This window comes from Pseudomonas sp. P5_B2, assembly GCF_056400445.1.
Window position 1 is genome coordinate 1 of sequence record NZ_JBFULH010000106.1, and the last position, 12108, is coordinate 12108.

Below are 12108 nucleotides of genomic sequence, written 5' to 3' on the forward strand. Positions count from 1 at the left end.
CCGCCATCGCGAGCAGGCTCACTCCTATAGGGGGGTCATAAGTGTTCTGAATATCGGGGTACATGCGATGCCGCTTTAGTGGCAACTCGCTGGCGTTGACCTACGCTCAAAGTAATACCCAAGGGTATTTCGTTCAGAGGTCCACGCCATGAACATCAAAACAAGAAGATATCTCACCATTTTCATCACCTGCGCGGTGACGCTGGCGCTGTATGGCACTGCGGCATGGCGAGTTGAACAGGCACGCCAACTGCCCCGTGAATCTGCGAGCTGCAATTCCGAGCAATGCATCCCCCACAACGCGACCCTCAACGCCCTGCGGTGACGAAGAGGATCAGGCCTCGTTGTCCTGATCGGCCTTCAAGCGGTCGCGAAACGCCTTGGGCGAAATCCCCACTCGACGCCGGAACAGGCGCGTGAAATTGGTCGGATCGGAAAACCCCAACACGTCGGACATTTCGTAAATCGTCATGCTGGTGTAGGTCAGCAATCGCTTGGCCTCCAGCAATTGCCGTTCGTGCATGATCTGCAACGCCGGTTGTCCCGCCAGCTCACGGCAGGTGCCGTTGAGGTGGGACACGGAAATCCCCAGCCGATGCGCCAGGTCTTCGACCTTGACGTGCTGGCGGTACGTCTCTTCCACCAGTTGAATAAACCCGTTGAGGTATTCCCGGGCGCGCTGCGGACGCTGGCTGGCGTTGCGGCGGGTGATTACCTGGCGGCTGACCCAGACCATGATCACGCTGACCAGTGAATGCATGAGCATTTCACGCGCCGGTTGGTGACCGGTGTATTCGTCTTGCAGCGCTGAAAACAGGCTGTTGAGGTAGCCGCCGTCCTTGCCCGCCGGGTAGCTTTCGGCCTGGGCCAGCGCATTCACCGAGTTGCCCAGTTGCGCCTGCAGATGGGCAACCAGCGGCGCGGCCAGGGTCAATACAAACCCTTCGATGTCCTCGGAAAAGCGATAACCATGCACCGACAACGGCGGCAGGATCAGGATCGTGGGTTCGGTCAGCTGCGTGCGTTTCCCTTCGATTTCTAGCTCTGCCTGACCTTTGAAGACAAAAAGCAACTGGCACAGATCGGCATGTCGGTGGGGTTTGATTTCCCACTGGTGTTCGCGGCTGCGTTTGGAAATGGTTTCACAGTGCAGCAAGTCCGGGGTCGGCCAGTCCAGGCTTTCACCGTACAGCTTGAACACTGGAATCGAAGGCAGGTCAGGCTTGTTCATCAAGGCCTCGGGGTTACGGGCGATAATCGCACTGATTGGCAGAATGTACAGGTATCGGCTCAGTTTTCCCCTTCAATTGACAGACTCGCAAGAGAAAAATGCAAGCACTCGATCCATAAAAATAATTCACCGGCCGTGGTCGCGTGGAGCTTGCGAGTCAAAATAACAATGAAAACACTGAAGACACAAATCGCCATCATTGGCGCCGGCCCCTCCGGCTTACTGCTCGGCCAATTGCTGCACAACGCCGGCATCGACACCCTCATTCTAGAACGCCAGACTCCGGATTATATTCTCGGGCGAATCCGCGCCGGCGTCCTTGAACAAGGCATGGTAGAGCTGCTGCGTCAGGCCGGGGTGGGCCAGCGCATGGATGCCGAAGGACTGGTGCACACCGGCTTCGAACTGGCCCTCGATGGCCGTCAGGTGCACATCGATCTGCAGGCATTGACCGATGGCAAAACCGTGATGGTGTATGGCCAGACCGAGGTCACCCGAGACCTGATGGCCGCTCGTCGGGAGGCCGGTGCGCAGACGATTTACGGCGCGGTCAACGTCATGCCGCACGGGATGAAAACCGCAGAACCTTTTGTGACATTTGAGAAGGATGGCGAGACGTACCGCCTCGATTGCGACTACATCGCAGGGTGCGATGGCTTCCACGGTGTGGCGCGCCAATCGATCCCGGAGGAATGCCTAAAGGTCTTCGAGCGGGTCTACCCGTTCGGCTGGCTCGGCATTCTCGCCGACACGCCGCCAGTGCACGAAGAGCTGGTCTACGCCCGCCACGAGCGCGGTTTTGCCCTGTGCAGCATGCGTTCGGCAACCCGTACCCGTTATTACATCCAGGTGCCGGCCGAGGATCAGGTGCAGGAGTGGTCTGATCAGCGCTTCTGGGATGAACTGAAATTGCGTCTGCCGCAAGCCTTGGCCGATAAACTGGTGACCGGCCCGTCCATCGAAAAAAGCATCGCACCGTTGCGCAGCTTTGTTGTGGAACCGATGCAGTTCGGACGGATGTTCCTGGTCGGTGACGCAGCGCACATCGTTCCACCCACCGGCGCCAAAGGCCTGAACCTGGCCGCCAGTGACGTCAGCACCCTGTTCAATATTCTGTTGAAGGTTTACCAGGAAGGACGTGTGGACTTGCTGGAGAAGTACTCCGAAATCTGCCTGCGCCGGGTGTGGAAAGCCGAGCGTTTTTCTTGGTGGATGACCTCGATGTTGCACCGCTTCGACGACCATGACGCCTTCAGTCAGCGCATCAGCGAGTCGGAACTGGACTACTTTGTCAGCTCTGAAGCCGGCCGGACAACTATTGCAGAAAATTACGTCGGGCTTCCGTATGAGGCTATCGAATAGCTTCCTATCGACTTAAACTGGCGAGCACCCCGCTCGCCTTGCACCTTGCGGGCCCCTCACTGCCCGCAGGTTTTACCGTGACCACTCTCAACCAGCCTGACATCCCCAAACCGGCCATTCGCAGCGTGCTGATTGCCCTGATGCTGGTGATCTTTCTCGGCGCACTGGACCAGACCATCGTCGCCGTCTCGATGCCGGCGATTTCTGCCCAATTCAAGGACGTCAGCCTGCTGGCCTGGGTGATTTCCGGGTACATGGTGGCAATGACGGTGGCGGTGCCGATCTACGGCAAGCTCGGCGATTTGTATGGTCGGCGCAAGTTGATGCTGTTCGGCATGGGGTTGTTCACTCTCGCCTCGTTGTTCTGCGGCATGGCGCAGAGCATGGAGCAATTGGTTCTGGCGCGGATCATTCAAGGCATCGGCGCGGGTGGGATGATTTCGGTCAGTCAGGCGATCATCGGTGACATCGTCCCGCCCCGGGAGCGCGGTCGTTATCAAGGGTATTTCAGCAGCATGTACGCCGTGGCCAGCGTCGCCGGCCCGGTGTTGGGCGGCTACATGACCGAGTACTTGTCCTGGCGTTGGGTGTTTTTGATCAATCTGCCGCTGGGCGTTGGGGCCTGGTTGGTGGCCAATCGCACCCTGGTCGGGCTGCCGGTACCGCAGCGCAAGCCGATCATCGACTACCTCGGCACGTTGCTGATGATCATTGGTTTGACCGCGTTGTTGCTGGGCATCACTCAGGTCGGTCAAGGTCATTCGTGGCGCAGCACCGAAGTGCTGGGGCTGTTTGCCTGTGCCGTGCTGGTGCTTGGGGTGTTCGTGTGGCATGAACGACGAGCGCGGGAACCGTTGCTGCCGATGCATTTGTTCGCCAACCGCAACGCGATCCTGTGCTGGTGCACGATGTTCTTCACCAGCTTCCAGGCGATTTCACTGATCGTGCTGATGCCGTTGCGCTTCCAGAGCGTCACCGGTGCCGGAGCCGACAGCGCCGCGCTGCACCTGTTGCCGCTGGCTATGGGTTTGCCGATCGGTGCGTACTTTGCCGGCCGCCGGACCTCGGTGACCGGTCGCTACAAACCGATGATTCTGACCGGTGCCGCGCTGATGCCGATCTCGATTTTGGGCATGGCGTTCAGCCCGCCGCAGGCTTTTTGGCTCAGTAGCCTGTTCATGTTGTTGTGCGGGATCGCTGGCGGCATGCAATTCCCGACGTCATTGGTCGGCACGCAGAACTCGGTGGAGCAGCGTGATATCGGCGTAGCGACCAGCACCACCAACCTGTTTCGCTCGCTGGGCGGCGCGGTGGGGGTGGCGTTAATGTCGGCACTGCTGCTGGCGTTGTTGCAGGACTCGAACTTTGCCGACATGGCCGGTTCGTCGCTGATCACCGAGGGCAGTTCGGGCAATGTGCTGCTCGACGGCTTGAACGCCGCACCGGGGGATGCACAAGACGCCTTGCGCGCCGAGTTGTTGCTGACGTTCAGGCATTTGCTGATGGTCAGCGCGGCGGTGTCGCTGCTGGGGTTGGCGGCGGCGGTTGCCATGCCGAATATGTTGTTGCGGGGGCGGGAGGACAAGGTTCGGTAGTTGGACCGAGTCGCCTGCATTCGCGAGCAAGCCCGCTCCCACAGTGACCGCGTTCGCATGAACAACTCGGTCTAATGTGGGAGCGGGCTTGCTCGCGAAAGCGGCCTCTCAGTCACCGATATTCAAGGGCTGTAATACCCCACAGCCACCAGGAAATGCCCGACCTTTTTCAGGTAGGCATGCTTGTCTTCAATCTTGTTGGTCACCGGGTTTTTCCAGCGGTACTTGTAATCGCCATAATCCTTCTTGGCCATCAACGCCAGGATCGGCTCGCCCACCGGATTGCCTTCTGGGTCCTTGATCGCGCCAAAGTCGGTGTTGACCAGCCGCAGGTTGGTGCCGTGGGCCACGTAACGCTGGGTGTTCAGGTCGACGACGAATACATACAGGTCATCCTGCAAGTAACCGCCCTTGAGGGAGTTGATCGCGGTCAGTGTGCCCTTCTCGTCCTTGGCCAGATCGGTCGCGGCTTTGTTCAGCAGCGCCATGGCCTGCTCCGCAGACGCCCGTGGCAGGTAGTAGCCGACCGCCAGAATCCGCTGACCGACGCGCTGGAAGTACACATGTTTGCGCTCGACTTTGCCGTCTTCCCAGTTCTGCCAGCGGTATTCCGCCTCCTGGATGCCATTGCTCTCAGGCACGTTTACCGCGTCCTTGAAGGCTTTCTGCAAGTCCGGCCCGAGAGTTTCGGTGACATCACGCCCGATCAACGCGGCAGACGGCCCGCCGCTGGCGAGCATCACGCCTTTGGTGTCGACCACAAAGACGTAGCGATTCTGGTCGACAAACTCGCCTTGACGGCTGAATGCCGCGAAGGCCTTGTCGCCATTGTCGTGGTAGTAGGCCAGGGCCTTCTCCAGCAAGGCCTTCGCGGCCTGACTGTCTTCCTTTTCCGTGTCGGCGGCGTGAGCCTGTCCGAGGCACAGGAGTAGCATCCCGCCCAGTAATGCCAATTTATGCAAAACCCCCATAGTGCAACCCTCAATCTTGTAAGTGTTTCAAGAGCGTAGACGGCCATGGGACATCTACGAATATTCACCAACACTGTGGCAAACGATGTTTCGTGTGGCGAGGGGGCTTGCCCCCGTTCGACTGCGCAGCAGTCGCGAATCAGACGACGCGAACTATCTGGCAGACCTCAGTGGATGGTTTTGGGGTGGCTTCGCCACCCAACGGGGGCAAGCCCCCTCGCCACAGGCAAGCCCCCCTCGCCACAAGTTTGCATGCCACAGGTGTTAATCGGCCAGATTATTGTCCCCGGGCGCGAAGTTGTTGCTGCAGATTCTGGATTTGCGCCTGAAGGGTGTTGATGTTGCGGGTGACCTGGCCGCGAAACGCGTCGAACTCGGCAGTATTGGTGGAACCTTGCGCAACGGCCGGACGGTTATCCTGCACGCTTTTGAGCACAATTATCTCCTCTTCCAGACGCTCGATAGCGGCGCTTGGGTTGCCTTGTTTTTTCAGCGCGGCAATGTCGGCGCCCAGGGTTTTGAGCTGCGCGTCGAATTTGCTGCTGTCGTCCGGCATGCTTTTCAGGGCGGTCAGTTCAGCGCTCAACGCTTTGACCTGCGCCTGCAATTGCGTATTGGCCGTTTGGTGTTCTGTGTCCTGGGTAGTGAGTTGCGCCAGTCGTTTATCCAATTCACTGGTTTGTGCCGTCATCTGCGCCAGACGCTTGTCCAGATCGGAGGCCTGACCGACAACGCCTTGCTGCTGTTTGCCTTGATCCAGCAGTTTGGACTCCAGGTCTTTGATTTGCAGTTTCAGCGCTTCGCTGTCACTGGTGACGTTCGTCTGGCTGGCGACGACCTTACCGGAAATGTCCTGCAAGCGCCCCGCGGCTTCCTCACTGATACGCGCGAAACTCTCCTGGGTTGCCACCAGTTGTTGTTCCATCAGCGAGATCTGCTGAAAACTCCACCAGCCGAGGCCGGCAAACGCAAAAAACAACGCGCCGACCAACGCCCACAACGGGCCGGTGCTGGCGCTTTTGACGTTAACTACCGGCGCCGGACGCGAATGCACGCGAGTGCGAGCGGTGGGTGGATAATCATCATCGTCGAGGCTGTCAGCACGCAGACTCGGTATATCGAAATCGTCGTTGGCATCGTTACGCATGGACATTGAATCAACCTTTGTAGAACGAGGTGATGGCTTTATGCGGCGAGTATAACCCCCACTGCCGCACCGATTGACTCTCTACACCCAACTCGGTTCAGTGCTGACGGGCGGGCTGGCAGGTCAGCGGATGTCCTGAGCCTTCCACCAACTGCAAAATTCATCGAGGGCGGCCCAGAGGCTGACTTTCGGATCGTAGTCCAGATAATGCCGGGCGCGGCTGATGTCCAGGGTGAAGTTTTTGTTCATGACCTGCATGCCCAGTCGCGACAAAGTCGGCTCCGGACGCCCCGGCCAAAGCTTGCACACCCCTTCATTGAGCGCGGCGGCGGTGTAGCCCAAACCGTAGGAACGGTAGCGAGTCACTTGTGGGACTTGCATGTTGCGCATGACGTAATTGACCACATCCCACAATGGAACCGGCGTTCCGTTACTGATGTTGTAGGCCTTGCCCAAGGCTGAGCCGCTGGCGAGCAAACTGCTGAGCAACGCTTCGTTGAGGTTTTGCACGCTGGTGAAATCGACCTTGTTCAGGCCGTTACCGATGATCGCCAAGCGTCCTTTGCGCTGCATTTTCAGCAGGCGCGGGAAAATGCTCATGTCACCCGCGCCCGTGACGAAACGCGGGCGCAGGGCCAGGGTTTCGAGGCCGAACTCCTGGGCGCCGAAGACCTTTTGCTCGGCCAGGAATTTGGTCGCCGCGTAAGGATGCTTGAAACGCTTGGGCACTTGTTCTTCAGTCAACCCCAAGTGATCGCGGCCATCGAAGTAGATCGACGGCGAGGACAAGTGCACCAACCGACGAACGCGCTGCTTCAGACACGCCTCGACCACGTTTTCGGTGACCTGGACGTTGCCTTGATGAAAGTCCTGATAGCGCCCCCACAACCCCACTGCCCCCGCGCAATGAACCACGGCTTCGACGTCTGAACACAGGTCGCGCGCCAGTTCCGGGTCGCTCAAGTCGCCCTGAATAAACTCGGCGCCACGGCGCACCAGGTGTTCTACGCTTTCGGCCCGGCGACCGTTGACCCGTACGTCCAGGCCCTGCTCCAGGGCGAAACGCGCAAAGCGTCCGCCAATGAAGCCGCTTGCGCCGGTGACCAGAATTTTCATGTAGTGCTCCAACAAATGCAGCAGTGAGCTTCAAGCCACAAGCTGCAAGTAAAAAACGATCCGCAAGCGCTTCACTTGCCGCCTGCAGCTTGACGCTTATGGCTGCTTCCAGGGCACCAGCCATTGCTTCGACGAAAGCACCAATTGGTCGGTCAACAACCCCAGAAGTTGACCGCCATTGCGCCAATGATGCCAGTACAGCGGCACATCGATGGGCTTATCTGGCAAAAGCTCCCTCAAAACACCCCGTTCCAGTTGCTCGCACACCTGTAATTCCGGGACCAGCCCCCAGCCGAGACCGGCCTCGGTCAAACGAATGAAGCCTTCAGACGAGGGGCATAAGTGGTGTTCGAATCCGCCATCCACCCCCAGCGAAGCAAGGTAGCGATGCTGCAGGAAATCGTCCGGGCCAAAGACCAGCGCCGGGGTTTTCGCCAGTCGGTCGGCGCGAACGCCTTCGGGGAAATGGCGCGCGATGAACGCCGGACTGGCCAACGCCCGATAGCGCATGGCCCCCAATAGAACGCTGCGGGCACCGGCCACTGGGCGCTCACTGGCGCACAAACAGGCCGCCACTTCACCGGCACGCATACGTTTAAGGCCGACGGTCTGGTCTTCGACCACCATATCGAGCAGCAGGTGTTGTTCGGCGCAAAAGTCGCCCACCGCTGGCGCCCACCACGTGGCCAAGCTGTCGGCATTCAACGCGATACGCAGGCGCTCCGGCAGGCCCTCTTCATCCAGCGCCGGCACCAGGGACTGCAAGTCGCGCTCCAGCAAACGCACCTGCTGCACATGGTTTAGCAGGCGCCGGCCAATTTCCGTTGGCGCTGGGGGCGTTACCCGCACCAGCACCGGTTGGCCGACCCGCGCTTCCAGCAGTTTGATGCGCTGGGAGATCGCCGACTGCGACAAGCCGAGCACCTGCGCGGCCCGTTCGAAACCGGCTTGTTCCACTACCGCAGCCAAGGCAGACAGTAATTTATAGTCGAACATCAGTTTTCCTAATGAGCGATCAGCATGATTGGTTTTTCTTATACAGGTTAACAGCAGACAATGCCCAACAAGCTCTCTTGAACAAGGAATACCGACATGGCTGGCGAAACATCATTGGCAACCCTGCTGCGCAGCATGAGCCCACAACTCAATGCGGGCGAATACGTGTTCTGCACTTTGCGTGACGGAAAGCTGCCAGCGGGACTTGAGATTGTCGGCAGCTTTCGCGAGCAGGAAGGCCTGACCGTGATTCTGGAACGTTCCCACGCCGAACAGGCCGGTTTCAGCTTCGATTACGTCGCGGCCTGGATCACCTTGAATGTTCACTCGGCGCTGGAAGCCGTCGGCCTGACCGCCGCTTTCGCCACCGCGTTAGGCAAGGCCGGCGTCAGCTGCAACGTGGTCGCCGGGTACTACCACGATCACCTGTTTGTCGGGCAGGCCGACGCTGAACGCGCAGTGCTAGTACTGCGGGACCTGGCAGCCAACGCGGAGTAAACCTTATGTGGCAAAGCTATGTGAACGGCCTGTTGGTGGCCGCCGGGTTGATCATGGCGATCGGCACGCAGAATGCATTTGTGCTGGCGCAAAGTCTTCGTCGTGAACATCACCTGCCGGTGGCGGCGTTGTGCGTGGTGTGCGATGCATTGTTGGTCGCCGCCGGCGTGTTTGGCCTCGCAACGGTATTGGCGCATAACCCGACGTTGCTGGCGGTTGCCCGTTGGGGCGGCGCGGTGTTTTTGATTTGGTATGGCAGCCAGGCACTGCGCAGGGCTTGTTCGAAACAGAGCCTGCAACAGGGTGAAAACCAGACCGTTCGCTCACTGCGGGCGGTAATGCTCAGCGCTTTGGCGGTGACATTGCTCAATCCACACGTTTATCTGGACACGGTTTTGCTGATTGGCTCCCTTGGTGCGCAACAAACCGAGCCTGGGGCTTATGTCGTGGGGGCGGCGAGTGYGTCGTTGTTGTGGTTTTTCACCCTGGCGCTGGGCGCGGCGTGGTTGGCGCCTTGGCTTGCGCGGCCGAGCACCTGGAGAATTCTTGACCTGCTGGTGGCGGTGATGATGTTTGCCGTGGCCTTTCAATTAATCGTCGCCCCTTAATTATTCCAAATGGCTCTGGAACCTCTATTCCACACAGTTGTTGCGTGGTTATGCCGCACCCCCGGTGCTATGATCCGATTCCCTGCGCCGCAAAGAGTACAAACTCCCCGGCGCTTGTCTGGCCGCCCGTGATCGGCCTTGCGCTCACCGCAACTGACCTGATTAGGAGAATCATCATGGCTTTCGAATTGCCGCCGCTGCCTTACGCACACGACGCCCTGCAGCCGCACATTTCCAAGGAAACTCTGGAATACCACCACGACAAGCACCACAACACCTATGTCGTGAACCTGAACAACCTGGTGCCAGGCACCGAGTTCGAAGGCAAGACCCTGGAAGAAATCGTTAAATCTTCCTCGGGCGGTATCTTCAACAACGCCGCTCAGGTCTGGAACCACACCTTCTACTGGAACTGCCTGGCGCCAAACGCCGGCGGTCAACCAACCGGCGCGCTGGCTGATGCCATCAACGCAGCCTTCGGTTCGTTCGACAAGTTCAAGGAAGAGTTCAGCAAGACGTCCATCGGCACCTTCGGTTCCGGTTGGGGCTGGCTGGTGAAGAAAGCTGACGGCTCCCTGGGCCTGGCCAGCACCATCGGCGCCGGCAACCCGCTGACCAGCGGCGACACCCCGCTGCTGACCTGCGACGTCTGGGAACACGCTTACTACATCGACTACCGCAACCTGCGTCCGAAGTACGTTGAAGCGTTCTGGAACCTGGTCAACTGGAAATTCGTGGCTGAGCAATTCGAAGGCAAAACCTTCACTGCTTAAGCTCGATGCCAGACAAAAAAACCCGGCTTTTATGCCGGGTTTTTTTATGGCGTTTTGAAATATTTGAGAGCGCTGTGCTACTTCCAGAATTGAGTCGACTGCCCGGCCGTCTTCGTCGGACGCCGCCCGGAGCATGCCCGCTCCCACATTCGACCGCATTCTCATGCAGGATCTCGGTTAAATGTGGGAGCGGGCTTGCTCGCGAAGAACGATAACGCGGTTTACCTGAATGAGTACCTACGTCTGCGGATCAACGTTATCCAAGGCTCGGTTCACCGCCAGCTCAGCCAACATGATGATCTGCTGGATCGCCAACACCGTATTGCGCTGCGGGCCGATCAGGTTCGTGGCGAAATCGCTGGTCATGACGCTCGCGGAGGCCAGTGATTCGCAGGCTTGAACCAGAAGACTTTCGGTGTCCATGTTCGGGGCGATCATGTACATCGTGCTGGGGCGGTGGGGTTTTTCGGTGTATTGGGACGGGGGATCGAGGTAGTAGTCGAGGGCGCGCTTTATGGCTTCGCGGTCTTTGAGCAACGTCTCTACGCGTAAGTCTTTGGCTTCATCTTCGGGTGTGGTGGGTGGATCGGGAATCAATTTATCCATTGAAAATTTCTCCAGCGTTGGAGCCTCCACTTGCCGCTTCTCACACGGCGAAGAGGTGGCAGCTATGTGCGAGGTGAGAAGACCGGTTATGGACACCCGGCCGGACCGAAGTCCGCCCGCACACAGCCGCCATAACGCATTTACCGGCAGCAAATAAGCTGGCGGCGATTATGCGTGTACAGACACTGGATGACCATAAGTTGCCAGGCTCTCACACCCGGTCGCTGAGATTTCATCGACCGCCAGAGATTAGTGACAGGGCTTCCTACCAGGCAACCTGAAAAAAGCGTGGGAAATCTCTGTGTTTTTTACACATCTTTCAACACAAAAATGGAACGCGGAGCGTCCCCGGCGGCATTCCCCCGCGGGTGAGGGGGAACGATCAGTCATGGGGCGGCAGATGAAATTTGTCGCCTGTCAGGCCGCCATCGCGAGCAGGCTCACTCCTACAATTGGATTGGGGACATCTGGCAGGGATTGGTTGGTTGTGATGTAGCCTTCGCGAGCAAGCCCCCCACATTTGGAATGCGTATATCCACAGAAGACAGGACAATTTCTGACGATGAAACCAGCCTTAACCCCCTTGCCCCAACGCCATAGCCGACTACCATCAACCCCGTAAGGAAAAATTATCCAATCCCCCTCAAGTTGAAGGCCCCCGCAACCGAAACAGTACTAATAGGACAAATACCCCAGACAACAGCATATCGGCCAAGCCCACAGGCAAAACCCCCTGTGCTCGATTGTCCCTTTGACTGCCATCACGGGATTGCCAATACTCATGGCGACTTGATGCTACCCGCACGGAACAAGGAATCCCCCTTTGAAGCTGGAACTCAAAAACAGCTTGTCGGTGAAGTTGCTCCGGGTCGTCCTTCTGTCGGCATTGATCGTCGGCGTGGTCTTGAGCTGTGCGCAAATCGTTTTCGATGCCTACAAGACGCGCCAGGCCGTCGCCAACGATGCCGAACGTATCCTCGACATGTTCCGTGACCCCTCGACCCAGGCCGTCTACAGCCTTGACCGGGAAATGGGCATGCAAGTGATCGAAGGCCTGTTCCAGGACGCCGCCGTGCGCCAGGCCTCAATCGGCCATCCCAACGAAGCCATGCTCGCGCAAAAAACCCGCGAGTTGCAGCATTCAGACAGCCGCTGGCTGACCGACCTGATCCTCGGCAAGGAACGCACCTTCACCACTCAACTGG

12 protein-coding genes and 1 pseudogene are annotated in these 12108 nt (G+C 58.6%); 7 read left to right on the top strand and 6 right to left on the bottom strand.

Annotation, left to right across the window (positions count from 1 at the left end; all coding sequences use genetic code 11):
* Positions 1-148: 148 nt before the first annotated feature.
* Positions 149-325 (top strand): hypothetical protein, encoded by a 177-nt coding sequence (locus AC1DRJ_RS11705; protein WP_477802280.1) that lies wholly within the window; start codon positions 149-151, stop codon positions 323-325.
* 9 nt (positions 326-334) lie between these two features.
* Here the strand turns inward: AC1DRJ_RS11705 and AC1DRJ_RS11710 are convergent, their stop codons facing one another.
* Positions 335-1231, bottom strand: coding sequence for a helix-turn-helix domain-containing protein (locus AC1DRJ_RS11710; RefSeq protein WP_477802281.1), 897 nt, complete (start codon positions 1229-1231; stop codon positions 335-337).
* A 168-nt stretch (positions 1232-1399) separates the two neighbouring features.
* Between AC1DRJ_RS11710 and pobA the strand changes: the two genes are divergently transcribed.
* Positions 1400-2593: a 4-hydroxybenzoate 3-monooxygenase gene (gene pobA / locus AC1DRJ_RS11715; RefSeq protein ID WP_477802282.1), complete on the top strand. Its 1194-nt coding sequence runs from the start codon at positions 1400-1402 to the stop codon at positions 2591-2593.
* Positions 2594-2670: 77 nt separating this feature from the next.
* Positions 2671-4188: an MDR family MFS transporter gene (locus tag AC1DRJ_RS11720; protein WP_477802283.1), complete on the top strand. Its 1518-nt coding sequence runs from the start codon at positions 2671-2673 to the stop codon at positions 4186-4188.
* A 122-nt stretch (positions 4189-4310) separates the two neighbouring features.
* On the opposite strand, the gene AC1DRJ_RS11725 is transcribed toward AC1DRJ_RS11720, so the two are convergent.
* The 4 genes from AC1DRJ_RS11725 to AC1DRJ_RS11740 form a co-directional block, all read right to left on the bottom strand.
* Positions 4311-5159 carry a cache domain-containing protein gene (locus AC1DRJ_RS11725; RefSeq protein ID WP_477802284.1) on the bottom strand — a complete coding sequence of 283 codons (849 nt, stop codon included), beginning with the start codon at positions 5157-5159 and terminating at the stop codon, positions 4311-4313.
* A gap of 277 nt (positions 5160-5436) precedes the next feature.
* On the bottom strand, positions 5437-6312 hold the full coding sequence (locus tag AC1DRJ_RS11730) for an ATPase (RefSeq protein ID WP_477802285.1): 876 nt from the start codon (positions 6310-6312) through the stop codon (positions 5437-5439).
* Between the two features lie 117 nt (positions 6313-6429).
* On the bottom strand, positions 6430-7422 hold the full coding sequence (locus AC1DRJ_RS11735) for an NAD-dependent epimerase/dehydratase family protein (protein ID WP_477802286.1): 993 nt from the start codon (positions 7420-7422) through the stop codon (positions 6430-6432).
* A 96-nt stretch (positions 7423-7518) separates the two neighbouring features.
* Positions 7519-8418, bottom strand: a complete 900-nt coding sequence (locus tag AC1DRJ_RS11740; protein ID WP_477802287.1) for a LysR family transcriptional regulator ArgP — start codon at positions 8416-8418, stop codon at positions 7519-7521.
* A gap of 96 nt (positions 8419-8514) precedes the next feature.
* Here AC1DRJ_RS11740 and AC1DRJ_RS11745 point away from each other — a divergent pair, with 96 nt between their 5' ends.
* The 3 genes from AC1DRJ_RS11745 to AC1DRJ_RS11755 all read left to right on the top strand — a co-directional run bounded on the left by AC1DRJ_RS11745 (position 8515) and on the right by AC1DRJ_RS11755 (position 10297).
* Positions 8515-8916 (top strand): ACT domain-containing protein, encoded by a 402-nt coding sequence (locus AC1DRJ_RS11745; RefSeq protein WP_477802288.1) that lies wholly within the window; start codon positions 8515-8517, stop codon positions 8914-8916.
* Between the two features lie 5 nt (positions 8917-8921).
* On the top strand, positions 8922-9524 hold the full coding sequence (locus AC1DRJ_RS11750) for a LysE/ArgO family amino acid transporter (protein WP_477802289.1): 603 nt from the start codon (positions 8922-8924) through the stop codon (positions 9522-9524).
* 176 nt (positions 9525-9700) lie between these two features.
* Complete coding sequence (locus AC1DRJ_RS11755; RefSeq protein WP_477802290.1) at positions 9701-10297, top strand: superoxide dismutase; 597 nt, start codon at positions 9701-9703, stop codon at positions 10295-10297.
* A 237-nt stretch (positions 10298-10534) separates the two neighbouring features.
* On the opposite strand, the gene AC1DRJ_RS11760 is transcribed toward AC1DRJ_RS11755, so the two are convergent.
* Positions 10535-10903, bottom strand: a complete 369-nt coding sequence (locus AC1DRJ_RS11760; RefSeq protein WP_477802291.1) for a DUF6124 family protein — start codon at positions 10901-10903, stop codon at positions 10535-10537.
* An 823-nt stretch (positions 10904-11726) separates the two neighbouring features.
* On the opposite strand from AC1DRJ_RS11760, the pseudogene AC1DRJ_RS11765 reads away from it, so the two are divergent.
* Positions 11727-12108: pseudogene (locus AC1DRJ_RS11765) on the top strand (GGDEF-domain containing protein); the annotation flags it as partial.